A 25,119-nucleotide genomic window follows, 5' to 3' on the forward strand; every position below is an offset into this window, starting at 1 on the left:
CTCGGTCGTCATCTCCTAGTGAACTAGTTCACCCCGACGCGCTACGTTGACCCCGCGGATGCAAGAACCGCGGGCTGTTCCCCCTAGCATGATCAACGGTTTGTCCCTCGTTCACCCGGAGCTTGAAGTGCCGTTACGTCTGCGTCCGAACGACCCGACGTTCTACGACCTTTTCACCGAGTCCGCCAACCACCTCGTGGACGGTGCTCGCATCCTCGCCGAACTGCTCGGCAGCGCCGCGGGCACCGGCCTCGCGGCCAGTCATCAGATCGCCGTCCAGATGAAGGACGCCGAGCACGCCGCCGACGAGACCACGCACTCGATCATCCGGCGGGTGAACTCGACGTTCGTGACGCCGTTCGACCGCGAGGACATCTACCGGCTGGCGTCCGACCTCGACGACGTCATGGACTTCATGGAGGAGGCGGTGGACACGATCCACCTCTTCAACCTGGAGAAGCTGCCGGAGGAGGTCGCCGAGCAGATCGAGGTCCTGCAGCGGGCGGCCGCGCTGACCGCGGAGACGATGCCGCGACTGCGCACCATGAAGGACCTGGCCGAGTACTGGATCGAGATCAACCGGCTGGAGAACACCGGCGACGCGGTGCACCGCCGCATCATCGCCAAGCTGTTCAGCGGTGAGTACGAGACGCTCACCGTGCTGAAGCTGAAGACCGTGGTCGATCTGCTGGAGGCTGCGATCGACGCGTTCGAGCATGTCGCCAACACGGTCGAGCAGATCGCCGTCAAGGAGAGCTGAGCGTGGAGCTCGCGCTCGTCATCGCGGTCGTCGTGATCGCGCTGGCCTTCGACTACACCAACGGCTTCCATGACGCGGCGAACGCGATCGCGACCTCGGTCTCGACCCGGGCGCTGACCCCGCGGGTCGCCCTGGTGATGGCCGCGGTGTGCAACTTCCTCGGCGCCCTGCTGGGCACCGAGGTGGCCGAGACCGTCGGCAAGGGAATCATCAACACGCCGGCCGGACAGCACGGCCTGGTGGTCGTGATCGCGGCCCTGATCGGTGCGATCACCTGGAACCTGATCACCTGGTACTTCGGTCTGCCCAGCTCGTCGTCGCACGCTCTGATCGGCGGTCTGGTGGGCGCCGGTCTGGCCTCGTCCAGTGTGGTGCTGTGGTCCGGGATCGTCGACAAGGTCGTGATCCCGATGGTGCTGTCCCCGGCCATCGGCTTCCTCGGCGCGTTCGTGCTGATGACCGCGATCCTGTGGATCTTCCGGCGCAAGAACCCCGGCAAGACCACCCGCGGCTTCCGCCTGGCGCAGTCTCTGTCGGCCGCCGCGATGGCGCTCGGTCACGGCCTCCAGGACGCTCAGAAGACGATGGGCGTCATCTTCCTGGCGCTGCTGACCACCGGTCACGTCGCGAAGGGTGACGGCATCCCGCTGTGGGTCAAGCTGTCCGCGGCGACCGCGATCTCGCTCGGGACGTACTCCGGTGGCTGGCGGATCATGCGGACCCTTGGCCGCCGGATCATCCACCTCGACCCGGCCCGCGGATTCGCGTCCGAGGCCGTCGCGGCCACGGTGCTGTACGTGATGGCGATCGGCCTGCACGCGCCGGTCTCCACGACCCACACGATCACGAGTGCGGTGATGGGCGCCGGTGCCACCAAGCGGCTGTCCGCCGTCCGCTGGGGCGTCGCGAAGGGCATCATCACCGCCTGGGTGCTGACCATCCCGGCCGCCGGCCTGGTCGCGGCCGGCTGCTACGCGATCGCCCACCTGATCCTCGAGTAAACCAAGAACCCCATTCATTTCGAATTCATCCACCGCCCCTACGGTCGGACGAGGCCCCAACTCGTCCGCCCAGGGATGTGATCGAGATGGATCTGTCGTTTCTCGTCGTCGTGGTGATCATCACCGCGCTGGTGTTCGACTTCACCAACGGCTTCCACGACACCGCCAACGCGATGGCGACCTCGATCGCCACCGGCGCGCTCAGACCCAAGGTCGCGGTCGGGCTGTCCGCCGTACTGAACCTGGTCGGGGCGTTCATCTCCACCGAGGTGGCCCACACCATCTCGAGCGGACTGGTCGACGACACGCTGATCACCGTCCCGATCGTCTTCGGCGGCCTGGTCGGTGCCATCCTGTGGAACCTGCTGACCTGGTATCTCGGTCTGCCGAGCTCCTCGTCGCACGCGCTGTTCGGCGGTCTGATCGGGGCCACCTGGATCGCGGCCGGCAGCGGCGCGGTCAACTTCGGCACCGTGGTGCAGAAGATCATCGTCCCGGCCGTCGCCGCGCCGATCGTGGCCGGAGTCGTCGCACTGCTGGGGACCTACCTGGCCTACAAGATCACGGCCCGGGCCCGGAAGAAGAGCGTCGAGGAAGGCTTCCGCGCCGGTCAGATCGCCTCCGCCTCGCTGGTCTCACTGGCGCACGGCACGGGTGACGCGCAGAAGACGATGGGCATCATCACGCTGGTCCTGATCACCTCCGGCAGCCTGGCGCAGGGCTCCCGGCCGCCGCTGTGGGTGATCTTCGCGGCCGGTATGGCGATTGCCCTCGGCACGTACCTGGGCGGCTGGCGGATCATCCGCACGATGGGCAAGGGGCTGACCGAGATCGAGTCGCCGCAGGGCTTTGCCGCGGAGACCAGTTCGACCGCAGTGCTGCTGGCTTCGTCGCACCTGGGCTTCCCGCTCTCCACCACGCAGGTCTGCTCCGGCAGCATCCTGGGCGCCGGACTGGGCAAGCGGCTGGCTGAGGTGCGCTGGACGGTGGCCGGCCGGATGGCACTGGCCTGGCTGTTCACACTGCCCGCCGCTGCGATCGTCGGCGCGCTGTCCGGCCGCGTGGCGAACTCCGGCAACCTCGGGGTCGCGCTGATCGCCGTACTGGCTCTGGTTGCTGGTGGTGGCCTGTACGCCGCCTCCCGGCGCAAGCCGGTCAACTCGGCCAACGTGAACGAGTACCCGAGCACCCCGGCCGCCTCCTCGGCGACCGCGGCGGTCTGAGAGGAGCAGGGCGATGCACATCGACTGGGCCGGACTCGGCGAAGTAGCGCTGGTCAGCCTGCTCTTCGGGGTAGGGCTGGCGGTGGTGTTCGCCTTCGGAGTGACCGCTATGGGACGGCGTGCGGTGGCGCTCGACGAGAAACGGCCGCCTGCGATGCTGGACACCGCAGTGGCGTCGCTGTGCTTCGCAGCATGCCTAGCTGCGGTGCTGTACGGCCTCTACTTGATCATTCCGCAGTTCCACTAGCGGTTCCACCTACGCACTGCCTTGGCGACGTCCTTGGTGCGCACCGCGTCGAGGTTCTCTTCCCAGGCGGTGAAGAGGCGATCGCCCAGCTCAGCTGCGTCCAGACCGGCTTGGGGGCGGACAGCCACGGCCCAGGTCGCTGCCGCCGCGTGACCCTGCTGGTGGAGCAGGTGGTTGACGGTCGCCTGGATACGGCGCTGGTTCTCACCTGTCAGGCCGCGGCCGGCCCAGTCCTGCAGGATGGCCGCGTCGTCGGCGGTCATCTGGGCCAGGTAGGTCAGCGGACCACGCCAGTAGCCGCGGTGACCGATGCTGTCCAGCACCTCCAGCGGGAACCAGCCGTTCGCGCAGCGCCGCCCGTTGACCGCGGCCTCGACCTCGCGCGTCCGCTCGGCGTCCAGGTCCTGCGTGGACCAGCCGATGAAGTAGGCACCCGCGTCCGGGAGGTGCTCCGCCACGTGCGGCGCGACCTGCAGCGTCCCGGGTTCGAACAGGCGCAGTTCTTCCGGTGAATCGAACACAAACCTTCCCCCGCCCAACACAGGGACCCCCGAGGTTCCTGTCATGTCAGCAACAAGTGCCCTTCGTACCGTCGCAGACCGCCGAGGTCAAGGCCTTGTCCGGGGTAAGGCGGCGTTATTGACGCGGTTCTTGCCGACGCTCCGCCCGGCGGGCCAGCTCCTCACGATCCATCCGGTCGGCCTCTTCGGGCGTGGGCGCGGAGCCGCCGTACGAGGCCGGCAACCACCAGGCACCGGGCGGTTGCTCCGGGTAGGCACGGATGGTGTCGTCGAGCATCTCGGCCATCGTCGAGCGCAGTACGGCGGTCGCCGCGACCGGGTCGTCGTCCGTGCTCACGGTCATCGGCGTACCGACCGTGATCGCGATCGTGCGGTGCCGGGAGAAGTCCTTCGGGTGATCCTTGGTGAACATCCGCTGGGTGCCCCACAGGATCAGCGGAATCACCGGTACGCCGGCCTCCGCGGCCATCCGGACCGTGCCGGACTTGAACTCCTTGAGCTCGAACGACCGGCTGATCGTCGCCTCCGGGAACACGCCGACCACCTCACCGGCGCGCAGCAGCCGCAGGGCTTGCTCGTACGACGCCGCGCCGGCACCGCGGTCCACCGGGACGTGGTGCATCCCACGCATCAGCGGACCGGACCAGCGGTTGCGGAACAGGACTTCCTTGGCCATGAACCGGACCAGCCGCTTGCTCGGCAGAGCGCCGTACCCGCCGAGAACGAAGTCGACGTAGCTGATGTGGTTCAGCGCAATCACGGCACCGCCGGTCCGGGGCACGTTCTCGGTCCCGGAGAGCTGGAAGTTCACATCCAGCACCTTGAACGCCGTACGGGCGATTCCGACCACCGGCGGATACACAAAGTCGCGCATCGTCGGAACTCTACTAAGGTATTGCCGATAACTGGAGATCGCGGGAGCTCGCACCGTAGTGGGCTGAGAGGGCGGCTGGAGGAATCCGGCGCCGCCGACCGCCGAACCTGTCCGGGTAATTCCGGCGTAGGGAGCACATCAAGTGACAACCATCGGCACCGTACGACCGACTGTCACCACCGGCCCGATCTCGGGCTCCGAGAAGATCTATCGCGGCGAGCTGGGTGTCCCGGCGCGTCGTGTCCACCTCACCAACGGCGAGCACTTCGACCTGTACGACACGTCCGGGCCGTACACGGACGCGACCGCGCAGATCGACGTACAGGCCGGTCTGCCCGCGCTCCGGCGCGAGTGGATCGCCGGCCGGGCGAACCTGACCCAGCTCGCGCATGCGCGAGCCGGCACCATCACCGAGGAGATGCGGTACGTCGCGCTGCGGGAGAACATGGATCCGGAGTTCGTCCGGTCCGAGGTGGCCCGCGGCCGGGCCGTCATCCCGGTCAACCGCCGGCATCCGGAGAGCGAGCCGACCATCATCGGCAAGAAGTTCCTGGTGAAGGTGAACGCGAACATCGGCAACTCCGCCGTCAGCAGCTCGATCGAGGACGAGGTCGAGAAGCTCGTCTGGGCCACCCGCTGGGGCGCGGACACCGTGATGGATCTGTCCACCGGCAAGAACATCCACGAGACCCGCGAGTGGATCCTGCGGAATTCGCCGGTTCCGATTGGGACGGTCCCGCTCTACCAGGCGCTGGAGAAGGTGAAGGGCGACCCGGCCGCACTGAACTGGGAGGTCTACCGCGAGACGGTGATCGAGCAGTGCGAGCAGGGCGTCGACTACATGACCGTGCACGCCGGCGTACTGCTGCGGTACGTGCCGCTGACCGCGCGGCGGATCACCGGCATCGTCTCGCGCGGTGGGTCGATCATGGCCGCGTGGTGCCTCGCGCATCACCAGGAGTCCTTCCTGTACACGCATTTCGCCGAGCTGTGCGAGATCCTGCGTGAGTACGACGTGACGTTCTCGCTCGGTGACGGACTTCGCCCGGGATGTATCGCGGATGCGAACGACGACGCCCAGTTCGCCGAGCTGCGCACGCTGGGGGAGCTCACCAAGATCGCCTGGGAGCACGACGTACAGGTGATGATCGAGGGCCCGGGACATGTGCCCATGCACAAGATCGCGGAGAACGTGCGGCTCGAGGAAGAGCTGTGTGGTGAGGCGCCGTTCTACACCTTGGGGCCGTTGGCAACCGATGTGGCACCGGCCTACGACCACATCACCAGCGCCATCGGTGCGGCCCAGATCGGCTGGCTCGGTACGGCGATGCTCTGCTACGTCACGCCGAAGGAGCACCTCGGGCTGCCGGACCGTGATGACGTCAAGACCGGTGTGATCACCTACAAGATCGCTGCCCACGCTGCCGACCTGGCCAAGGGGCATCCGGGCGCACAGGCCTGGGACGACGCGTTGTCGACGGCCAGGTTCGAGTTCCGCTGGGAGGATCAGTTCAACCTCTCGCTGGATCCTGACACCGCGCGGTCCTACCACGACGAGACCCTGCCGGCCGAGCCGGCCAAGACCGCACACTTCTGCTCGATGTGCGGGCCGAAGTTCTGCTCGATGCGGATCACCGCGGACATCCGCGCCTACGCCGAAGAGCACGGCCTGACCTCGACCGAAGCGATCGAGGCCGGCCTCACCGAGATGTCCGAGACCTTCAAGGCAGGAGACAGCAAGCTCTACCTACCGTTGGCCGACTGACTCACCGGCCCCCGAAACCGCTGTCTGAAGCGGTTTTGGGGGCCTTTTCGCACGAAAACCGGGCTTTTCAGCCTTACGCGCTGTGAAATCCCGGCGTGTGTCGAGATGCCGAAGTGGCCCGATTGAGCGGAGAATTGGGGAATCAGCTGTCCTGCGGGGTGATCACCGAGAGTGACTGGGTGAACCGATTCAGGTTTTTGCCTTCACTCAGCGTGAATAAGACTGTAGCCTTAACTCCGTTGGAAGGAGGTGCGGGACAGTGCTCTTCGTTCTCACGGTAGATCAGCGCGGCAGCAGAATCAGCGGCGATCTCGTACCCGAGCTATTGAACAGTCTGAACCGCAGACCCCGGTGGCCCGGGCTGATCCGCAAGTTCGAGCGGACCGCGGGCGACGAGGTCCAGGGCGTGTTGTCGGAGGCCAAGGCAACGATCGATCTGGTCGTCGAGCTGCTCCGCCGCGACTGCTGGTACGTCGGGCTCGGGATCGGCGAGGTGATCGAGCCGCTCCCGCGCAGTACCAGGGCGGGTAACGGGGATGCGTTCGTGTATGCCCGGGACGCGGTCACCAAGGCGAAGTACAGCCCGCACCATGTCAATGTGTGTGGCGCCGACGCCCAGCTGGCCGATCAGGTGGAGACTGTGCTCTGGTTGATGGCATCGGTGCTGCGCCGGCGCAGTGACCGCGGGTGGGCCGTTGCCGACCTGCTGGCCGAGGGACTGACACGACGGGAGATCGGCGTGAAACTGGGGATCAGTCAATCTGCGGTAACCCAACGGGCCCAGGCGGCCGGAGTGGCCGAGGAGCAGCGTGGCCGGTTGCTGGCGGCCGAACTGCTCAGCCGCGCCGAGGTCGCTGCGTGACGGCACTTGTCCTAGCGCTCACGGCAGTCGGTCTCGTTTTCGCCGTACTGGCCTGGGTGCCGAAGTCGGAAGGTGCCACGCTGGAGATCGTGCTCAGCGGCATCATGCTGGCCTGTGGCGTCGCTGTCGGCCTGGTGCTGCTCTCCGGCGACGGTGTGGCGTCCTGGCCGGAGCGCTGGTGGAATGTCCTGCTCCTGCTGGCCGGAGGCCTCGCAGTGACCGGAGGCGGCCCGCTGACGACCTCTGTGCTCGCTCTGGTGGACCGAGGCAACACTCGGGCCCAGTCGACGCAGAAGGCCGGTGAGGTGCTGCGAGGCGGCGCACTGATCGGTTCACTCGAGCGTGGTGCGATCTTCGCCGCCCTGGTGGCCGGCTGGCCGGAGGGGCTGGCCATCGTGCTGGCGATCAAGGGGCTGGCCCGCTACCCCGAGCTCCGCAGTCCGGACCAGCCCGCCTCCGTCACACCACAGGCGGTCGCCGAGCGCTTCATCATCGGCAGCTTCACCAGTGTGCTCTGGGCAGTCACCTGCGCCGGCTTCCTGCTGTCGCACTGACCTCTAACGCTGGGTGTCGACCACGACGTACGTGTTGAGCACCTTGTCGTGCAGGGTCTGCTTCTTCTCGTCCCAGAGCGGCCACAGTACGTCGATCAGTGGGGCGTAGCTGAAGACCCAGGCGAGCAGCTCACGGCCGAGCGCCTTACCCGGACCGACCGGCTGGTTGTAGACGCCGTCGATCAGCCGGATCTTCAGCACGCTCTTGCCGATGCTCTGGCCGGTGTTGCCCTGGCGGAACACCCTGTTCCACAGCCACAGGCCGAAGGTGATCCCCATGCCGAGCAGGAACACGATCACGGCCCAGGCCTGCGGGGCGTCGTTCTCCAGGTCTGCCCGGCTGAAGACGTTCACGATGAACAAGATGTAGCCGATGGCAAGCGGTAGGCCCTGGACCAGCCCGTCGATGAGCGACGCGCCGACCCGCGGCAGCCACTCCGCCAGCGGGGCCCACTCGTTGGCCGGCTGCGCGTACGGCGGCGGCTGCTGGCCCCACTGCGGCTGGTGGGTGTCCTGGGGTCGCTGGCTCGCGCCGTACGGGTCGTTGCTGCCAGGTGGGGGGAACGGTGTGGTCATCTGTGTGTCCTGTCTCAGGTGCTGACGACGATGTCGTTGACGATCTTGTCGTGCCAGGTCTGCTGCTTCTCGTCCCACAACGGCCAGAGCAGGTTGATGAAGCAGATGTAGTTGAAGAAGTAGGCGCAGATCTCGCGGCCGAGGTTCGGGCCGAAGCCGATCAGCTCACCGGTCTGGATACTGATGATCCGGGTGCCGGTGATCTTCTTGCCGAGTGACTGGCCGGTGCGGCCCTGCTGGATCACCCGGTTCAGGAACCAGATCACCCCGCTGCCCAGGAAGCCCAGGGACAGCGGGGTGCCGGCGGCATCCGAGGTGTGCATCGCGATCGTGACGATGAGCCCGATCCCCGCCGGAATGCCCTGCACGAAGCCGTCGATCAGGGATGCGCCCACCCGCGTCGTGTAGCCGACCGGCTCGCCGGGAAGTGCGTAGCGGTAGTTGCCCTGCCCCGAAGGGCCTTGCCCATAAGGGTTGTAGCCCGGCTGGATGTGCCCACCCGGCTGGAGCTGCCCACCAGGCTGGCCCGGCGGGTACTGGTTCGGCTGACCAGGCGGGTACTGGTTGGGCTGACCGGGTGGCGTGGACCCGTCGTACGGGCCGGACGGAGGGGTGGTCACCTGCGGTTCCTCTCGGGTGCTCTACTGCGGGCTGCAAGGCAGGTTACTGTGGTGCGGTGAGTGATGGCGTCGTACTTCGCCCCACGGGACCGGTCGTGCCGGTGGACCGACGGGTGCAGGGGCTCGCGCTGGTCGGTGTCGGCGGCTTCGCGCTCGCCGGCGTCTACCAGCTGACCGGGCTCGGCATCCCGTGCATTCTGCACGCCACGACCGGTCTGAACTGTCCACTCTGTGGATCGACCCGGATGGCTGCCGCCTTACTACGTGGCGATCTGAACGCCGCCTGGCACTACAACCCCGTCGTACTGGTGCTGGGACCGCTGATCGGTCTCGCAGTCGGCTACCAGCTGCTGGCGTGGGCGCTGGATGCCCTGCGGCTGGTCCGGCTGCCACGGCTCACCATGAGCCCGCGCGTCGTCGACTGGCTGGTCAAGGCCGTCATCGCACTGCTGATCGTGTACGGCGTCGCTCGCAACCTCAACTGAATGGCGCCGGGTAGCGAGTGCTACCCGGCGCCATTCGAGCGTGAACGTCAGGGGCGGCTGACGAGACCGGTGGCGTACCCGATGATGCCGAGGATCAGGAACGCGATACCGCCGATCCAGGCCACCTTGGCCAGCGTGTCCGACTGGCCCTGCTCGCGGTACTTGCTCTGCGCGAACAGGCCGAGGCCGATCGCGGCGGGGGAGCAGCAGAACCAGCAGACGATGCCGATGATCGACAGGATCATCGGGGTGTTGCTCGGCGCAGCCTGTGCACCGTAGCCGTAGCCGGCGTTCTGGCCGCCCGGGTAGGCGCCGTAGCCACCGGCTGCCGGCTGACCCGGCTGGCCGGGCTGCTGGCCGTAACCGGGCTGCTGCTGGCCATAGCCAGGCTGCTGCGGCGGCTGCTGGCCGTAACCAGGCTGCTGCCCATAGCCAGGCTGCTGCGGGGGCTGCTGGCCGTACTGGCCGGGCTGACCCGGGTAGGACCCAGGCTGCTGCTGGCCGTAGCCAGGCTGGCCGTACTGCCCCGGCTGGCCGCCCGGAGTCTGGCCAGGAGTGTCCTGGGGGTCGTTCTGGTCATCGCCGGGAGGCGTCGGAGTGCTCACCACAGTCCCTTCTGAGACATCGAAGAATCCCCGCAGACTATCTGGGCCACGGGTTCAGGGTCACGTACCCCCGCCGCTCGGCAGGGGTACGTGATTCTCCGTGATCAGCCGAAGCGGCCGGTGATGTAGTCCTCGGTGGCCTTCTCGGTCGGGTTCGAGAAGATCTGCTTGGTGGCCGCCATCTCGATCAGCCGGCCCGGCTTACCGGTCGCGGCCAGGTTGAAGAACGCCGTCTGGTCCGAGACCCGGGCCGCCTGCTGCATGTTGTGCGTGACGATCACCACGGTGAACCGGTCCTTGAGCTTCTCGATCAGGTCCTCGATCGCCAGTGTGGAGATCGGGTCCAGGGCCGAGCAGGGCTCGTCCATCAGGATCACCTCGGGCTCGACCGCGATCGCCCGGGCGATACACAGCCGCTGCTGCTGACCACCGGACAGACCGGCACCCGGCTTGTCCAGGCGGTCCTTGACCTCGTTCCACAGGTTGGCACCCTTGAGGGACGCCTCGACCACCTCGCTGAGCTTCTTGCGGTCCTTGACACCGTTCAGCTTCAGGCCGCTCGCGACGTTGTCGAAGATCGACATCGTCGGGAACGGGTTCGGCCGCTGGAACACCATGCCGACGACCCGCCGTACGGCGACGGGGTCGACACCGGTCGCGTACAGGTCCTGCTGGTCCAGCAGCACCTTGCCCTCGACGCGGGCCCCCGGGATCACCTCGTGCATCCGGTTCAGGGTCCGCAGGTAGGTGGACTTGCCGCAGCCGGACGGGCCGATGAACGCCGTGACCGAGCGGGGCTCGATCGTCATCGACACATCCTCGACGGCCTTGAAATCGCCGTAGTAGACGTTGAGGCCGCTGACCTCGATGCGCTTAGCCATATCGACTCAGAACCTCTCTGACTATTTCGACTTGATGGTGCTGAACCGGGCAACCAGCCGGGCCAGCAGGTTGAGGGCAAGGACGAGCAGGATCAGCGTCAGGGCCGCCGACCAGACCCGGTCCGCGGCCGGCTGCAGGGCCAGCTCGGTCCGGTCCTGGTTGATCATCGTCGGCAGGGCACCCATGAAGCCGTTGAACGGATTCAGGTTGATGTTCTTGGAGTAGCCGACCAGGATCAGCAGCGGCGCGGTCTCACCCATCACCCGGGCCAGACCGAGCATCACGCCGGTGACGATGCCGCCGAACGCGGTCGGCACGACCACCTTCAGGATCGTCTTCCACTTCGGCACCCCGAGCGCGTACGACGCCTCCCGGAGCTCGTCCGGGACCAGCTTCAGCATCTCCTCGGTGGAGCGCAGTACGACCGGCAGCATCAGCAGCACCAGCGACAGCGAGACCGCGAAGCCGACCCGGTTGAAGCCGAAGACCGTGATCCAGACCGCGTAGATGAACAGGGCGGCCACGATCGACGGGACACCGGTCAGGATGTCGACCATGAAGCTGACCGCGCGGGCGGCCTTGGTGCCCTTGCCGTACTCGACCAGGTAGACAGCGCCCATGATCGCGATCGGTACGGCGATCACGGCGGTGATCAGCGCCATGATCAACGTGCCCATGATCGCGTGGTACGCGCCACCACCTTCGCGGCGGACGGTGACACCGCGCTGCGACTGGCTCCACCAGTCGGCGCTCAGCAGCAGGTGATAGCCCTTGCTGATAACAGTCCAGAGGATCCAGACCAGCGGGATCAGCGCGATCACGAAGGCCGCAACGATCAGGACGGTCGCCAGGACGTTCTTGAAGGCACGGGCCCCGGACTTACCGGTGAGATCCAGTTCCTTGCCGTCGTACGCCGGCTTGTTCTCGACGATGGCCGTCATACTGACGCTCCTTCTCCTGCACGGCGGGTGCGGCGCGGGCGCTTGGCGCCCGGGGCGCTGCGGGCGACGATCAGGCGGGCCGCGGAGTTGACCAGGAAGGTCACCACGAACAGCACCAGGCCGGCCGCGATGAACGCGCCGGTCTTCTCCGGGGTGTCGAACTCGGCCGCGTTGTTGGCGATCTTCGACGCGAAGGTCTCGCCACCGGAGAAGATCGACGAGTTCCACGGGTCGTTGCCGTTCGGCACCGTCAGGATGATCATCACCGCGACGGTCTCACCGAGCGCCCGGCCGAGACCGAGCATCGCGGCGCTCGTCACACCGGAGCGTCCGTACGGCAGGACCGCCATCCGGATCATTTCCCACTTGGTGGAGCCCAGCGCCAGCGCGCCCTCGCGATGCGCGATCGGCGTCTGCGCGAAGATCTCCCGGCTGATCGCGGTGACCACCGGCAGGATCATGATCGCCAGCACCACCGAGATCGTGAAGATCACGCCGACGTTGTCGCCGACCGGCTTCTCGAACACCGGGATCCAGCCGAGCGCGTCGGACAGGCCGTTGATCACCGGCAGCAGGATCGGGGCGAAGAACAGCAGACCCCACAGGCCGTACACGATCGACGGTACGGCGGCCAGCAGGTCGACGGCGTGCGCGACCGGGGTGGCGATCCGCCGCGGCGCGTAGTACGTGACGAACAGCGCGACCCCGATCGCGATCGGTACCGCGATCAGCATCGCGATGATCGAGCTGATGATCGTCGTGTAGAACAGCGCCGCGATCCCGAACTTGGGATCGGAGCCGCCCGGCTCCCAGACGCGGGAGAACAGGAAGCTGGTGTTGTTGTCGGCCAGCGAGGGGATCGCCAGCGCCAGCAGGAAGATGCCGACGAACGCCACGATCGCGACCACCAGGCCGCCGGATCCGTGGGCCAGGCCGGAGAACAGCCGGTCGCCGAGGTGACCGACCGGGCCGAGCTCGAGCTTCTCCTTGCTCTGCTCCGGCTCCGGGGCCGCCGGGCGCCCGTCGTCCTGCTCGTCGGTCAACGTCTCGAAGTGCACGGCGGCCGGGCCGGTGGTCTCGACCAGGTCCTCGATCCGTGGTTCCGCCGGCCGGTCGGGCGGTTCCGTGCCGTCTGGACTACTCATTGATGGTGCTCCAAGCGCCTGGGGTCGTCGTGGGGCTGTGCGCGGTGCGGGATGACGCGGCGAAGCCCCGGCCGTCCTCCGAGGAACTCGGAACCGGCCGGGGCTCGCCTCACTGCAACTTCTTCGTCAGCGGATCGGCTGGATCAGCTGATCGTCTGGATGGCCGCGTCGACCTTGGTCCGGATCTCCTCCGGGAGCGGCGCGTAGTTCAGCTCGGTCAGGGCGCCCTGGCCGTCCTTGCCGGCGAAGTAGGTCAGGAAGCTCTTCACCAGCGCGGTCTTCTCGGCCGGCAGGCCCTTGCTGCAGGCGATCTCGTAGGTGACCAGGATGATCGGGTAGGCACCCGCCTCCTTGGTCGCGTAGTCCAGCTTCATCGACAGGTCGGACCCGGTACCGGCCGGCTTCGCGGCGGCCAGCGCCTTACCGGCGGTCTCGGCGGTCAGCTCGACCGGCGCACCCGACCCGTTGTCGATCTGGGCGACGCCGAGCTTGTTGTCGACGGCGTACGACCACTCGACGTACGTGATCGAGTTCTTGGTGCTCTTGACGCCCTCGGCGACACCCGCGGACTTCTCCTTGCCCGCACCGGTACCGGTCCACTTCTTGGCCGGCTCACCCTTCCAGGCGTCACCACCGGCAGCCTTCAGGTACTTGGTGAAGTTCTCCGTGGTGCCGGACTCGTCCGAACGGAAGAACACCGAGATCGGGGCCGACGGCAACGTGACGCCCGCGTTCAGCTTGGCGATCGCCGGGTCGTTCCAGGTCTTGACGGTCCCCTGGAAGATCTTGGCGGCGGTCGCACCGTCGAGAACCAGCTTCGGCAGCCCGTCGACGTTGTAGGCGATCGCGACCGGGCCGATCACCATCGGCAGGTTCAGCGCCGCGTTGGTCGCGCAGCGCTTCGCGGCCTGGGCGGCCTCGCTCTCGCCACCGTCCTTGGCCTCGGTCTTCAGCGCCGAGTCCGAACCGGCGAAGTCGACCTGGCCGTTGTTGAACTGCTTGATCCCCGCACCGGACCCGGTCGGGTTGTAGTTCACCGTGACCTTGTCGCAGGTCTCGTTGTACTTGCTGATGACCTCTTCGATCGCGTTCTTCTGCGCCGAGGAGCCCTCGGCGTTCAGCGTGCCCTGCGGGCACTCGGCGCCGGTCGAGGAGGAACCCGTGCTCGGGCTCGAGGAGCCGGACGGCTCCGGGTCACTGCCACAGGCGCTCAGAGCGAGCACACCGAGGGATGCCACGGCGACCGAGCCGACGCGGACCAGACGATTCACGAACACGAGAGTGTTGCCCTTCTGCGGGAATCAGACTTCTGAACTTCCACAGACGGTAGGGAGACCAGGTGACTGCCCGGTCCGTCGTCGGTAAACGACCGGTGAACGGTTCCAGCACCGTAAACGACGCCCGGCGTGCCACCAGGCGGCCATCAGGTGAACTGAGTTAACGCCCGTCACTCTCCGTAGACAGAAACAGGCGTTTGCTCACGTTCCGGTAACGCTCAGCGTTTCACTTAGTAGACGGTCAAAGTGAAGTACGACGTACTGGTGGCCAGTACCGGGAGCCCGTTCACCTTCACCGGCGGAGTGAGGACACGGTACCGGGTCGTCCCGGCCGGTGCCGTGGCGCGGAACTGGATGCTTGCCACCCCCGCCTTCAGCGCCAGCTCGCGCACGTATCGCCACTGCTTGCCGTCCCACTTCTGCAGCGCGGCCTTCATGTCTATCGCCGGCTGCACCTGCACCTTCAGTCCAACCATCCGCCCAGCCCGCGCCTTCGAGGCAACGATCCCGCGGGTGTAGATCTTGGCGATCGTCTTCGAGGACTTCGCGGACGTGGACGCGGCTGGCGTCAGCTTGATCGCCAGCATTGTGACCTCCTTCGCCGGCGGCACCCAGATCCGGTACTGACGCTCGCCCAGGGATGCCATCCCGGTGTCGAAGGTATCGCCCACTTCACCGTTGTACCGGCCGTACGTCTTCCACGGTGACGCGCTGTTCGGGCGGGCCTGCAACTGGACAGGCGGGCCGAAGTTCGTCAGGTTGGACTTCAGAGTGGTCTTGATGTCGAGGTAATGGCTGTAGACCCCCATCGCGGGCACCGAGAACGACGCCGCCATCGTGCCCACCTCGACCTTGCGCTCTCGCCCGTGACCCTCGAGGTGCAGGGAAGACTCCCGCCACTCGTTCCCGGCGTACAAAGTGATGGTGGCCGGTCGCGGGCGCGGCGGCACCGTGAACGACGTCGCACCGGCCGGGATGAGCATCCGCTCCTTCGCCGGTGAGCCCGGTACGACGACCTGGGCTCCGAGGTAGCCGTCCGACGCGGGCCGATCCAGCGGGTCACCAGGAGTCGCGTCCTGGATCGCGGGCTGCGTCCATCGGTTCAGCCGCACTGATCCGTCGGCCAGCAGATCCGCGTCCTCGATGATCGGGTACACCGGAACCAGCGCGTCGAACAGCGGGCTCGCGGCGGCCGGGCTGACGCTCTGGTCGGCGCCCTTCGCGTCGACCGTGAGCTGGATCCGGTCGCGGTTGAGGATGAGGTTCCTGGCGATCAGGACCTCGTTGTCCGCACCGGCGGCCGTGGTGGCCTTGATGTTCTTCTGGCCCTCGTTCAGGTACTCCGCCCGGACGACGTTCGCTTCGCCGTTGTCCTTCCAAGTCACGCGAATCTTGTCACCGATCCAAGCGACCTGTACGTCGGTGGGCGCGTCCGGAGCCGCAGCCCAGGCCGGGGTGGCGAGGCCTGCGGTGAGCAGGGCCGCGGTGGAGGCGGTGGCGATGAGTTTGCGCATGTCAGACGACCTTCAGGGTGAAGGGGAGGCTGGTGCTGAGCTCGACCGGTAGACCGTTGACCTTCACCGGCGGGGTCGCGATGCGGTACTTCTGGGTGGTGCCACGGCCGGCGGCGCGGATCGCCACGTCGGCCTTGCCTTTGCTGTCGAGCTGGACGGCGCGCACGTAGCGCCACTGCTTGCCATCCCATTTGTGCAGTGCGGCCTTGAGCGGAAGGCCAGGCGCGACAATGATCGTCCGATGCACGGTCACGCCCACCTGTGCCGTGTCCGCTGCGTGTCCGGTGCCGATGTCGGCGTACTTCCGCACGAACTGCGCCGCGGTCGAGGCCGGCGGTGTGAGCAGGATGACGTCGCCGCGGTAGAGCTGACCCGCGGGGACCCACAGCCGGTACTCCTGGCCGCCGGCTGCACCGGCGGACGGGTAGAAGACCTTGCCGTCGATCTGGCCGCCGTTCCGGCCGGCCTTGTTCCAGGGGCTGGAGCTGTTCGGCCGGGCCTGGACCTCGACCTCGAACACCTCGTTGCGGATGATCTCGGGGAAGTTGGCCAGCAGCTTGGTGTTCCAGCTGGTCTGGGTCCAACGGCCCGGCCCGGAGAGGGTCGAGGTCACGCTCATCGTTCCGACGCGCACGGTCTGGTACTCACCGGCCGGTGTCTGGCCCCACTCGTTGCCCGTGGAGAGCTTGATCGTCAGCGGACCGCGGCGTACCGGCACGTCGGCCGTCGACACGCCACCTCGCACCACGAACTCGGTCTGCTGGCTCGCGGCCGGACCAGTCACGGTCGCCTTCGCCCAGGTGCCGGTCGGCTGGTCGAGCGGATCGTTCGGAGTCTCGTCCACGAAGGGATCCCGCTCCCACCACACGCGCACCGAGGTGGTGGACAGCGACTGGGCTTTGTTGATGCGCAGTGTGGGCACGCGGTGGGTGTCGAAGAGCGGGCTGCGGACCGGCTCGCTCAGCTCCTTGTCTGCTCCGACCGTCCGCACCGAGATGCGGACCTTGGGCGCCTCTTGGAGCACCCTTGGTTCGAACACGAGCTCGTTGGGTGCATCGGCCGTCGGCTGGTCGAGGCCGTACCCGGTGTCCGGGAAGACGGCTGCGACCGTGTTGGCCTCGCCGTTGTCTTTCCAGGTGACGCGGACCTTGCCGTCCTCGGTCCAGGAGACCTGTACGTCGGTCGGCGCGTCCGGGGCAGCGGCCCAGGCGGTGCCGGACAGACCGGCGGTGAGGAGGGCGACGGCGGCCGTCGTGGCCAGTGTTTTGCGCATGTGCTGAGTTCCTAGCGGACGGTGAGAGTGAAGGGGGCGCTGGTGTTGGGCTCCGTGGGGAGGCCGTTGACGATCACGCGTGGGGTGAGGATCCGGTACTTCGTGGTGGTGCCGCGGCCGGCGGCGCGGATGGCGATGTCGGCGTGGCCCTTGGTGAGGCGTACCTCGCGGGCGTAGCGCCACTGCTTGCCGTCCCAGCGTTGCAAGGCGGCCTTCATGTCGACCTGCGGTGACAGCTGCACGATCAGCTTGACGGTTGCACTCACCGGCGCCGATGCCGGGAAGATCCCGACCTTGCCGAAATGCGCCAGCGTGAGCGAGGTTCTCGCCGACGTCGAGGCGGGGGCCGTGACCTCGATCGCGTGGCCATCGTCGTAGTACCGCGTGTACGACGGCACCCACAGCCGGTACTGCCGACTGCCCAGTGACCGAGTGGGGAGCGGGATCTCCTGACCGTTGGGGCGGCTGTTGGAGATGACCGTCTTCCAAGGTGTTGAGCTGTTCGGGCGGGCTTGCAGGTCGACCTGGATCGGATCCGGGTCCGGTGTTGCGGCGCAGGCGCAGAAGAAGCGGTGCAGCGTGGCAGCGAACTGGATGTCCCGGTTGTAGACCTGCTGTGCCGGCATGACGGCGCCGACGCGTATCGTGCCGACCCGAACCCGCGGCCCGTCACCGGGCGTCGTACCCCATTCGTTGCCGGCAGCAAGCGTAATGGTCGTGGGTCGGGGCCGGGCCGGGACCGTGAAGCCGGTGGTCTGCGGATCGAGCGGGATCGAGAAGTCTTCCGTCTGCCCGGCACCCGGCCCGGTGACCGTTGCCTTGAACCACTCCGTGTCCGGGCGGTCCAGCGGATCGTCCGGATACGGGTCGTCCCTCGTCGGCCGGTTCCACATCAGCCGCACTGACAGGTCGGTCAGCATGTTCGCACCCATCACAGTGGCCTTGGCCGGCCGCAAGGTGTCGAAGCGCGGGCTCACGCCCAGACCGCTGGTCTGCCCGTCGGACTTCGACTCGACCGAGATCTGTACGTCGGCGCTTTCGTCGAAGTCCGGCGGCAACAGCACCTCGTTGACCTGCTCGGCCGTCGTGACCGCGGCCTCGACCGGCCGACCGCCGTACCGGCGCTTGATGACGTTGGCCTCGCCCTGGTCCTCCCAGGTCACCCGAATGCTGTCACCGGCCCAGGCCACCCGCACGTTGGTCGGCGCCGTAGGCACGGCTGCCCAGGCCGGCGTGGCCGAGCCGGCAGTCAGCAGTACGGCGGAAGCCGCGAGGACCGTGAGTTTGCGCATGTCAGAGGACCGTCAGGGCGAAGGGGAGGCTGGTACTGAAGTCCACCGGCAGACCGTTGACCTTCACCGCGGGCGTGGCGATCCGATACTTCGCCGTCCCTCGGAGCGGGGCGCGCATCGCTATGGTGGCATTCCCGTTGGCGTCCAGCTGGACCGCGCGCAGGTAACGCCACTGCTTGCCGTCCCACTTCTGCAGGGCAGCTTTCATGGGCAGCTGCGGTTCCACGTGGACGATCAGCTTCACTGTGGTGCCCGCAGGCGCCCTCGTCGGGAAGAACTCCGCGCGGTTGATGGATGCGTTCGTCCGCACGAATTTCGCCGATGTCGAAGCGGCCGGGGTCAGTAGGAATGTGTCATCCCTCAAGAACCCGGTCTCCGACACCCACAGCCGGTACTCCCGACCACCGGCGGGACCGAGTGCGGCCGGAAGGATCGGACCGGACTTCTCGGCGCTGGTGCCGGAGATTGTCTTCCACAGAGCTGACGCGTTCGGGCGCGCGTGGATGGTGACGGGGACTCCTTCGCCGGCCGGAGGCCCGAACATTTCCACCTGGCCGTTGACGGTGAAGCCGGTCCAGCTCGCTCGCGCGGGTAGCGCGGCGGACACTCGCATGGTTCCGACCCGCACTGTCCTGAAGACCGGAAAGCTTCCCCACTCGTTGCTCGCGGAGAGTTTGATCGTCACCGGGCCCGGCCGAACCGGCACGTCAGCCTGCTTGGTGCCGCTGGGAATCAGGAACTCCCTCTGTTCGCCGGCGGCCGGCCCGCTGATGCTGGCTCGCAGCCACGCGCCGGCCGGGTGATCCAGCGGATCGTTCGGGTTCTTGTCCGTGATCTCGTCCTGCCTCAGCCACATCCGCACCGAGCTGCCGGACAATGACGTGGCGCTGAGGATCGTAGGCTTCGGCACCCTGTGAGTGTCGAATACCGGGCTGTTGGCCGAGGCACTCTCCTGCCGGTCCACCATCGTCCGGAGCGCGATCCGCATCTCGGCCTGGTCCCGGATGTTCCTGGGGTCGAGCAGGACCTCGTTGGGCGCATCCGCGGTCGGCTCGGCCGCGAGGTACGCATAACCCGGGGACGTCAGGTAAACCATGTTCGCCTGACCGGTGTCCGCCCAGGTGACGCGAACTTTGCCGTCGGCCCATGAGACCTGTACGTCGGTCGGCGGCGGCGGGTCGGCAGCCATAGCCGGGGTCGACAGACCGGCGGTCAGGAGTACGGCGGCAGCGGTGGTGGCTGCGAGTTTTCGCATGGGATCCCCAGGTGAGAACGCCTGGTGGTCACCCCTGCCGCCAGTACGTGCAGGAAAAGTAGCGCACGGACTGGCGGATCAGGCAAGTTGAACCGGTTGCAGCTTCGTGCAATCAGCCGATGGTGATCGGGAAGGGGGAGCTGGTGGTGGGGCTGAGGGTGAGGCCGTTGACGGTGACGGCGGGGAGGGCGATGCGGTAGCTGTAGGGGCCACGGTCGGCGCCGGTGTTGGCGTGCACGAGCATGGAGCCGTTCCGGAACTGGACCGGGAAGACGTTGCTCCACTTGCCCTTGAGGAGGACCTGCAGGGTGCCGCGGACGGTGGCGGCCGGCTGGATCTTGGCCCACACGTCCACCCGGGCGTGCCGCGCGGGGTGGGTCGGCGTGAAGCCCTTGCTGACGAACTTGATCAGGGTCTTGGAGGACTTGGCCGAGGTGGAGGCGGCGGGGGTCAGGGCGATGACGTTGCCGCTGACAACCTTGCGGGCCGGGACGTACAGCCGGTACTGGCGGTTGCCGAGGGAGGCGATGCCGGTGTCGAAGGCGGCTGTCGTGTTTCCGGCGTACCGGCCGTAGGTCTTCCAGGCGTCGGTGGTCTTGGCGCGGGCCTGGAGTTCGACCTTGATCCCGCTGGCGCGCTCTTCGCGGCCTTCGCTGGTGAAGAGGTCGAGGGTGCTCTTGATTCCGAGACGCGCGCCGTACACGGCCGAGGCCGGCACGGTGGTCCCGGCACCAAGGGTGCCTAGGCGGACGATCTTGGCGTCCTGTGCGCTTGACCCCCATTCGTTGGTGGCGCTCAGCCGGATCGCCGCCGGCCGCGGCTGCGCCGGTACAACGCCGGACGTCGTACCGGTGGCGAAGGTGTAGTTGCTGGTGGCGGTGCCTGGCAGGTCCACGGTGGCCTTGACGGATCCGTTGCCCGCGACGTCGAGAGGGTCGTTCGGCGTCGAGTCCGTGGTCGCACCGAGTGTCCAGCTCAGCGTGGTGGTCAGGTTCGCGGCCAGGTTGGCGTCCTTCAGTGCCGGTACGGCGGGACGGCTGGCGTCGAACCACGCCGACTCGGCGCCCGCACTCAGTACGTCGCCGACTTCGCTCTTGACGATGATCCGGGTCTTGTCGGATTCCTTGAACTGGTACGTCTTCAACAGGGCCTCGTTCGGCCCGGTCTCCGGCAGTGCCATCGCGATGAAAGGCGCCTCGCCTTCCTTCTCGATGTAGACGACGCTGCGGACGCTGTCGTCCTTCCAGGTGACGCGGATGTCTTCGCCGGCCCAGCCGATGGTGAGGTCGGTCGGTGTGTCCGGGGCCGCGGCGAAAGCCGGCGTCTGGAGACCGGTGGCGAGGGCGGCGACGGCGGTCGCCGCGAGGGCAAATCTACGCATGGGAAGCCTTTCAAAAGCACGCACCGCCACGGCAGCAGGTGCCGTGACGGTGAGTGGACGGAGCTTGGTCAGCGGATGGTCTGGTTGTAGGCGGGGCTGGTGTTGGCGTTGACGGTCAGGCCGTTGACGACGACCGTGGGCGCGACGACGCGGAGGCGGATGGTGCCGAGCTCGAAGTCGGGTTCGCTGCGGTAGTAGTAGGAACCCTTGGTGAGCTGGATCTTGCCGTCGTTGTACCAGGTGTTGGTGTCCCAGTCCCAGTACTGCCAGGTGCCCCTGGCGGTCACGGCGGGCAGGATCTTCAGCGAGAAGGTCCAGCGGACGCCGGGCCGGCCGACCGTCGGGTTGAAGCCGCCGCTGACGATCTTGACCAGTGTGGTGGAGGACTTGGCCGAGGTGGAGGCGGCCGGGGTCAGGGCGATGACGTTGCCGACGACAACCTTCCGGGCGGGGAGCCAGAGGCGGTACTGGCGGTTGCCGAGGGAGGCGATGCCGGTGTCGAAGGCGCTGGTGGTGTTGCCGGTGTAGCGGCCCCAGGTCTTCCAGGCGTCGGTGGACTTGGCGCGGGCCTGTAGTTCCACCTTGACGTCGCTGGCGCGCTCTTCGCGGCCTTCGCTGGTGAAGAGGTCGACGGTGCTCTTGATGGCGAGGCGTGCCGAGTAGAGGGCCTTCGAGGGGACGGTGATCCCGGCGCCGAGCGTGCCCAGCCGCAGGATCTTGGCGTCCTGCGCGCTCGTGCCCCACTCGTTGACGGCGCTCAGCTTGATCGCCGCCGGGCGGGCTACGGGCGGCAGGGTGCCGGCCGTCACGTCGGCAGGGAACGTCACGGACTGCGTGGCGGTGCCGGGGAGGTCGATGGTGGCCTTGACAGCTCCGGGGCCGGCGATGTCCAGCGGGTCGCCTGGCGTCTGGTCGGCGACGCCGGCCAGGGTCCAGCTGATCGCAGCCGTCGAGGATGCGGTCAGATTCGCGTCCTTCAACGCCGGTACGGCGGGACGTCGGGTGTCGAAGGCCGGAGTCGCCGTACCGTCGCTGGCCTCTTCGCCGACGACGGACTTGACGATCAGCCGGACCTTGTCCGAGGCGGTGAGCGGGTTGCTCAGCGCGAACTCGTTGCCGCCGTCAGCAGGCACCGAGGCGATCAGGGCGGGCGAGCCGCCGTCGTACTCGACGAAGATCTGGTTGGCCTCGCCGGTGTCTTTCCAGGTCAGCTGGACCTTGCCGGCGGCCCAGCCGACAGTGAGGTCGGTCGGTGCGGCGGGGGCCGCGGCCCAGGCAGGTGCCTGCAGGCCGGCGGTCAGGAGGGCGGCAGTGGCCGCAGTCAGGACAGTCTTTCGCATGTGATCCCCAGGTGAGAGCGCCTGACGATCACCCCTGCCGCCAGTGCGTGCAGGAAAAGTAGCGCACGCACCGGCGGGATCAGGCAAGCTCAATGAATTGCAGCTTCGTGCAATCTCAGCGAACGGTGATTCTGAAGATGGCACTCTGGGTTGCGTTCAGGTACAGGCCGTTGATCGAGATCGGGGGCACGGCGATGCGGTAGGAGGAGACTCCGGGCGGGCCGCCCGCGCGGCCGCTCTCGAGCGCCGAACCCTTGGTGAACGTGACCGCGCTGGCGTTGGACCACCGCTTGCCGTCCCAGTACTGCAGGGTGGCCTTGACCGTCACCGCGGGCTGGATCTTCGCGGTGAGCTTGACGACGGCGCCGCTCGTGGCCGTCGCCGGTGTGAAGCCGGCGGAGACGAACTTGGTCAGCGTCACCGAGGACTTGGCCGAGGTGGACGAGGCCGGGGTCAGGGCGATGACGTTGCCGCTGGCAACCTTCCGTGCCGGGACGAACAGCCGGTACTGACGGTTGCCCAGGGCAGCGATCCCGGTGTCGAACGCAGCGGTCGTGTTACCGGCGTACCGGCCGTAGGTCTTCCAGGCGTCGGTGCTCTTCGCACGGGCCTGCAGCTCGACCTTGATGCCGCTCGCACGCTCCTCGCGGCCTTCGCTGGTGAACAGGTCCAGGGTGCTCTTGATACCAAGCCGATTCCCGTACGCCGCCGACGCGGGGACCGTGATCCCGGCGCCGAGCGTGCCAAGGCGGATGGTCTTGGGACCGGCGGTCTCACCCCACTCGTTGACCGCAATCAGCTTGATCGCCGCGGGGCGGGCCTGCGCGGGGATCGTGGCGGACGTCGTACCGGCGGCGAAGGGGTAGCTCTTCGTGGCTGTGCCGGGCAGGTCGACGACGGCCTTGACCGAACCGCCGGTCGGCAGGTCCAGCGGGTCGCCCGGGGTCGTGTCCGCGACGGTGCTCTGGATCCACGTGAGCGTGGTGGTCAGGTTCGTGAGCAGGTTGGCGTCCTGGACAACCGGTGCGGCGGGGCCCCGGGTGTCGAACCAAGGCGACTGTGTGTCCACGCTCGATCCGTCCGCGGCGACCGTGCGGAGGACGAACCGGACCTTGTCCGACGCCTGCAGGGTGGAGAAGCGCTGGATGTCGTTCGGCTCGCCTGCGGCGACGTCGGTGAAGAGCACCGGCTGCGACTGGCCGTCGTACTCGGCGAGCACGATGTTCTTCTCGCCGTTGTCCTTCCAGGTCAGGTGCAGCTTGGCGCCGAGCCAGGAGATCTCGAAGTCGGTGGCCGGATCGGCAGCCCAGGCAGGGGCCTGCAGGCCGGCGGTCAGTACGGCGGCGGACGCCGCGACGGCGGCGAGTTTACGCACGAAGGATTCCTCAGGGGTTGGGCACGGAAAACCCGCTCCGGCTCATGGCCGGAGCGGGCTTCTTGTGGAGCTGGGTCAGCGAGTGGTGAGGGTGAAGGCGGAGCTCGTGGTGGCGCTGACGGTCAGGCCGTTGACGACGACCGCGGGCACGGTGATGCGGTAGCGCTCGGTGCCGGGCTCGTCGCCCGCGCTGCCGTGCTGGAGGGCGTAGCCCTTGTTGAACTGCAGGGGGCCGGCGTCGAGCCAATTGCGGCCGTCCCAGAACTGCAGGCGGGCCTTGACCGTCGAGGCGGGTGAGATCCGCGCGGACAGGTCCACGTTGGCGCCGCGCCGGGCGACCGCCGGCGTGAATCCCCTGCTCACGAACTTGATCAGGGTCTTCGAGGACCTGGCCGACGTGGAGGTGGCCGAGGTCAGCGCGATGACGTTGCCGCTGACAACCTTCCGCGCCGGGACCCACAGCCGGTACTCACGGTTGCCGAGCGACGCGATGCCGGTGTCGAACGCGGCGGTCGTGTTACCGGCGTACCGGCCGTAGGTCTTCCAGGCGTCGGTGCTCTTCGCGCGAGCCTGGAGCTCGACCTTGATCCCGCTCGCCCGCTCCTCGCGGCCTTCGCTGGTGAACAGGTCGAGGGTGCTCTTGATACCGAGCCGGTTGCCGTAAACGGCCGATGCGGGGACGCTGATGCCGGCCCCCATGGTGCCGAGCCGCACAATCTTGGTGTCGGGGGTCTCACCCCACTCATTGCTGGCGATCAGCCGGATGGCTGCGGGACGTGCCATCCGAGTCAGTGCGGCCGACGTCTGCCCAGGCTTGAAGGTATGGGTCTCCGTGGCGGTGCCCGGAAGGTCGACGACGGCCCGGACAACCGGGACGTACGGATACGGATTGTCCAGTGCATCGTTCGGCGTCGAGTCGGGGCCGGCTTCGCCCTTCCAGTACAGGTTGGTGCCCTGCCTGTTGGTCTCCAGGGCGTCGTACAGGCCCGGGGGCGGGGGACGCCTGGTGTCGAACCATGCGGTCGGAGTCGCCACGGAGAGACCGTCACTGGTGGAGACGAGCAGCCGCACCCGATCCGCGGCATCGAACTTGGCCGGGAGGATGACCTCGTTGCCTTCGGCAGCGGTCACCGACCTGACCAGTTCGATCCGGTGCGGGTTCTCGTACTCGACCTGGACAGTGTTGCCCTCGCCCTGGTCCTGCCACGACAACCGGATATCGGTGTCGGGCGTCCAGACGATCTCGACGTTGGTCGGTGAGGCCTGTGCTCCGGCCCAGGCCGGCGCTTGGAGCCCGGCCGACAGTACGGCGGCACTGGCCGCGATGACGACGAATTTACGCATGGGATCC

25 protein-coding genes and 1 riboswitch are annotated in these 25,119 nt (G+C 67.5%); of the genes, 8 read left to right on the forward strand and 17 right to left on the reverse strand.

All coding sequences use genetic code 11. The features are described from left to right. Positions 1-127: 127 nt before the first annotated feature. The 4 genes from ACFCV3_RS08980 (at position 128) to ACFCV3_RS08995 (ending at position 3,231) form a co-directional block, all read left to right on the forward strand. Positions 128-760, forward strand: a complete 633-nt coding sequence (locus ACFCV3_RS08980; RefSeq protein WP_376027799.1) for a DUF47 domain-containing protein — start codon at positions 128-130, stop codon at positions 758-760. A 2-nt stretch (positions 761-762) separates the two neighbouring features. Then, positions 763-1,761 (forward strand): anion permease, encoded by a 999-nt coding sequence (locus ACFCV3_RS08985; protein ID WP_376027801.1) that lies wholly within the window; start codon positions 763-765, stop codon positions 1,759-1,761. A gap of 86 nt (positions 1,762-1,847) precedes the next feature. Further along, on the forward strand, positions 1,848-2,984 hold the full coding sequence (locus ACFCV3_RS08990; protein ID WP_376027803.1) for an anion permease: 1,137 nt from the start codon (positions 1,848-1,850) through the stop codon (positions 2,982-2,984). 13 nt (positions 2,985-2,997) lie between these two features. Then, complete coding sequence (locus ACFCV3_RS08995; RefSeq protein ID WP_376027805.1) at positions 2,998-3,231, forward strand: hypothetical protein; 234 nt, start codon at positions 2,998-3,000, stop codon at positions 3,229-3,231. Here the strand turns inward: ACFCV3_RS08995 and ACFCV3_RS09000 are convergent. Together ACFCV3_RS09000 and ACFCV3_RS09005 are read right to left on the reverse strand one after the other, a co-directional pair. Further along, the gene (locus ACFCV3_RS09000) at positions 3,228-3,752 is read right to left on the reverse strand and encodes a hypothetical protein (RefSeq protein WP_376027808.1); all 525 of its coding nucleotides are present in this window, start codon (positions 3,750-3,752) and stop codon (positions 3,228-3,230) included. The two genes, ACFCV3_RS08995 and ACFCV3_RS09000, sit on opposite strands and share 4 nt — an antisense overlap. 115 nt (positions 3,753-3,867) lie before the next feature. Next, positions 3,868-4,626, reverse strand: a complete 759-nt coding sequence (locus tag ACFCV3_RS09005; protein ID WP_376027811.1) for a lysophospholipid acyltransferase family protein — start codon at positions 4,624-4,626, stop codon at positions 3,868-3,870. Between the two features lie 30 nt (positions 4,627-4,656). Then, positions 4,657-4,776: riboswitch (TPP riboswitch) on the forward strand. On the opposite strand from ACFCV3_RS09005, the gene thiC reads away from it, so the two are divergent. The 3 genes from thiC (at position 4,769) to ACFCV3_RS09020 (ending at position 7,807) form a co-directional block, all read left to right on the forward strand. Then, a complete protein-coding gene (gene thiC, locus ACFCV3_RS09010; RefSeq protein ID WP_376027813.1) occupies positions 4,769-6,391 on the forward strand; it encodes a phosphomethylpyrimidine synthase ThiC in 1,623 nt (540 codons plus the stop codon). It overlaps the preceding riboswitch by 8 nt. A gap of 259 nt (positions 6,392-6,650) precedes the next feature. Beyond that, the gene (locus tag ACFCV3_RS09015) at positions 6,651-7,253 is read left to right on the forward strand and encodes a SatD family protein (protein WP_376027814.1); all 603 of its coding nucleotides are present in this window, start codon (positions 6,651-6,653) and stop codon (positions 7,251-7,253) included. Beyond that, the gene (locus tag ACFCV3_RS09020) at positions 7,250-7,807 is read left to right on the forward strand and encodes a hypothetical protein (RefSeq protein ID WP_376027817.1); all 558 of its coding nucleotides are present in this window, start codon (positions 7,250-7,252) and stop codon (positions 7,805-7,807) included. The genes ACFCV3_RS09015 and ACFCV3_RS09020 overlap by 4 nt, the downstream gene beginning before the upstream one ends. A gap of 3 nt (positions 7,808-7,810) precedes the next feature. On the opposite strand, the gene ACFCV3_RS09025 is transcribed toward ACFCV3_RS09020, so the two are convergent. Further along, a complete protein-coding gene (locus tag ACFCV3_RS09025) occupies positions 7,811-8,383 on the reverse strand; it encodes an RDD family protein (RefSeq protein WP_376027818.1) in 573 nt (190 codons plus the stop codon). Positions 8,384-8,397: 14 nt separating this feature from the next. Further along, positions 8,398-9,003: an RDD family protein gene (locus ACFCV3_RS09030; protein WP_376027821.1), complete on the reverse strand. Its 606-nt coding sequence runs from the start codon at positions 9,001-9,003 to the stop codon at positions 8,398-8,400. Positions 9,004-9,059: 56 nt separating this feature from the next. Here ACFCV3_RS09030 and ACFCV3_RS09035 point away from each other — a divergent pair, with 56 nt between their 5' ends. After that, positions 9,060-9,488, forward strand: coding sequence for a DUF2752 domain-containing protein (locus tag ACFCV3_RS09035; RefSeq protein ID WP_376027824.1), 429 nt, complete (start codon positions 9,060-9,062; stop codon positions 9,486-9,488). A 47-nt stretch (positions 9,489-9,535) separates the two neighbouring features. Here the strand turns inward: ACFCV3_RS09035 and ACFCV3_RS09040 are convergent, their stop codons facing one another. From ACFCV3_RS09040 to ACFCV3_RS09100, 13 genes are all read right to left on the reverse strand, one after another. Then, entirely contained in the window at positions 9,536-10,093 is a 558-nt protein-coding gene (locus tag ACFCV3_RS09040; RefSeq protein ID WP_376027826.1) for a hypothetical protein, read from the reverse strand. A 104-nt stretch (positions 10,094-10,197) separates the two neighbouring features. After that, a complete protein-coding gene (gene pstB, locus ACFCV3_RS09045) occupies positions 10,198-10,974 on the reverse strand; it encodes a phosphate ABC transporter ATP-binding protein PstB (RefSeq protein ID WP_376027829.1) in 777 nt (258 codons plus the stop codon). A gap of 21 nt (positions 10,975-10,995) precedes the next feature. Beyond that, complete coding sequence (gene pstA, locus ACFCV3_RS09050; RefSeq protein WP_376027831.1) at positions 10,996-11,916, reverse strand: phosphate ABC transporter permease PstA; 921 nt, start codon at positions 11,914-11,916, stop codon at positions 10,996-10,998. Next, positions 11,913-13,061: a phosphate ABC transporter permease subunit PstC gene (gene pstC, locus ACFCV3_RS09055; RefSeq protein ID WP_376027834.1), complete on the reverse strand. Its 1,149-nt coding sequence runs from the start codon at positions 13,059-13,061 to the stop codon at positions 11,913-11,915. The genes pstA and pstC overlap by 4 nt, the downstream gene beginning before the upstream one ends. Positions 13,062-13,204: 143 nt before the next feature. Further along, positions 13,205-14,332 carry a phosphate ABC transporter substrate-binding protein PstS gene (pstS, locus tag ACFCV3_RS09060; protein WP_376027836.1) on the reverse strand — a complete coding sequence of 376 codons (1,128 nt, stop codon included), beginning with the start codon at positions 14,330-14,332 and terminating at the stop codon, positions 13,205-13,207. A gap of 236 nt (positions 14,333-14,568) precedes the next feature. Further along, a complete protein-coding gene (locus tag ACFCV3_RS09065) occupies positions 14,569-15,852 on the reverse strand; it encodes a hypothetical protein (RefSeq protein WP_376027839.1) in 1,284 nt (427 codons plus the stop codon). Position 15,853: 1 nt separating this feature from the next. After that, positions 15,854-17,125, reverse strand: a complete 1,272-nt coding sequence (locus ACFCV3_RS09070; RefSeq protein WP_376027842.1) for a hypothetical protein — start codon at positions 17,123-17,125, stop codon at positions 15,854-15,856. Between the two features lie 11 nt (positions 17,126-17,136). Beyond that, positions 17,137-18,417 carry a hypothetical protein gene (locus ACFCV3_RS09075; RefSeq protein ID WP_376027843.1) on the reverse strand — a complete coding sequence of 427 codons (1,281 nt, stop codon included), beginning with the start codon at positions 18,415-18,417 and terminating at the stop codon, positions 17,137-17,139. 1 nt (position 18,418) lies between these two features. After that, entirely contained in the window at positions 18,419-19,672 is a 1,254-nt protein-coding gene (locus tag ACFCV3_RS09080) for a hypothetical protein (protein WP_376027846.1), read from the reverse strand. 112 nt (positions 19,673-19,784) lie between these two features. Next, a complete protein-coding gene (locus ACFCV3_RS09085; protein ID WP_376027848.1) occupies positions 19,785-21,053 on the reverse strand; it encodes a hypothetical protein in 1,269 nt (422 codons plus the stop codon). Positions 21,054-21,121: 68 nt separating this feature from the next. Further along, entirely contained in the window at positions 21,122-22,393 is a 1,272-nt protein-coding gene (locus tag ACFCV3_RS09090) for a hypothetical protein (RefSeq protein ID WP_376027850.1), read from the reverse strand. A gap of 115 nt (positions 22,394-22,508) precedes the next feature. Next, positions 22,509-23,768 carry a hypothetical protein gene (locus tag ACFCV3_RS09095; protein WP_376027852.1) on the reverse strand — a complete coding sequence of 420 codons (1,260 nt, stop codon included), beginning with the start codon at positions 23,766-23,768 and terminating at the stop codon, positions 22,509-22,511. 75 nt (positions 23,769-23,843) lie between these two features. Beyond that, complete coding sequence (locus ACFCV3_RS09100; RefSeq protein WP_376027855.1) at positions 23,844-25,112, reverse strand: hypothetical protein; 1,269 nt, start codon at positions 25,110-25,112, stop codon at positions 23,844-23,846. Positions 25,113-25,119 lie beyond the last annotated feature (7 nt).

It is taken from the genome of Kribbella sp. NPDC056345 (assembly GCF_042262745.1).
In the GTDB taxonomy this organism is placed as follows: Bacteria; Actinomycetota; Actinomycetes; order Propionibacteriales; family Kribbellaceae; genus Kribbella.

What these genes read in the sequence shown, in the direction of transcription:
- ACFCV3_RS09100 (WP_376027855.1), bottom strand. Translation starts at nt 25,112, where the DNA reads ATGCGTAAATTCGTCGTCATCGCGGCCAGTGCCGCCGTACTGTCGGCC.
- ACFCV3_RS09065 (WP_376027839.1), bottom strand. Translation starts at nt 15,852, where the DNA reads ATGCGCAAACTCATCGCCACCGCCTCCACCGCGGCCCTGCTCACCGCA.
- ACFCV3_RS09025 (WP_376027818.1), bottom strand. Translation starts at nt 8,383, where the DNA reads ATGACCACACCGTTCCCCCCACCTGGCAGCAACGACCCGTACGGCGCG.
- pstA (WP_376027831.1), bottom strand. Translation starts at nt 11,916, where the DNA reads ATGACGGCCATCGTCGAGAACAAGCCGGCGTACGACGGCAAGGAACTG.
- pstB (WP_376027829.1), bottom strand. Translation starts at nt 10,974, where the DNA reads ATGGCTAAGCGCATCGAGGTCAGCGGCCTCAACGTCTACTACGGCGAT.
- ACFCV3_RS09085 (WP_376027848.1), bottom strand. Translation starts at nt 21,053, where the DNA reads ATGCGTAGATTTGCCCTCGCGGCGACCGCCGTCGCCGCCCTCGCCACC.
- ACFCV3_RS09005 (WP_376027811.1), bottom strand. Translation starts at nt 4,626, where the DNA reads ATGCGCGACTTTGTGTATCCGCCGGTGGTCGGAATCGCCCGTACGGCG.
- ACFCV3_RS09070 (WP_376027842.1), bottom strand. Translation starts at nt 17,125, where the DNA reads ATGCGCAAAACACTGGCCACGACGGCCGCCGTCGCCCTCCTCACCGCC.
- ACFCV3_RS09090 (WP_376027850.1), bottom strand. Translation starts at nt 22,393, where the DNA reads ATGCGAAAGACTGTCCTGACTGCGGCCACTGCCGCCCTCCTGACCGCC.
- pstC (WP_376027834.1), bottom strand. Translation starts at nt 13,061, where the DNA reads ATGAGTAGTCCAGACGGCACGGAACCGCCCGACCGGCCGGCGGAACCA.
- ACFCV3_RS09075 (WP_376027843.1), bottom strand. Translation starts at nt 18,417, where the DNA reads ATGCGCAAACTCACGGTCCTCGCGGCTTCCGCCGTACTGCTGACTGCC.
- ACFCV3_RS09080 (WP_376027846.1), bottom strand. Translation starts at nt 19,672, where the DNA reads ATGCGAAAACTCGCAGCCACCACCGCTGCCGCCGTACTCCTGACCGCC.
- ACFCV3_RS08990 (WP_376027803.1), top strand. Translation starts at nt 1,848, where the DNA reads ATGGATCTGTCGTTTCTCGTCGTCGTGGTGATCATCACCGCGCTGGTG.
- ACFCV3_RS08995 (WP_376027805.1), top strand. Translation starts at nt 2,998, where the DNA reads ATGCACATCGACTGGGCCGGACTCGGCGAAGTAGCGCTGGTCAGCCTG.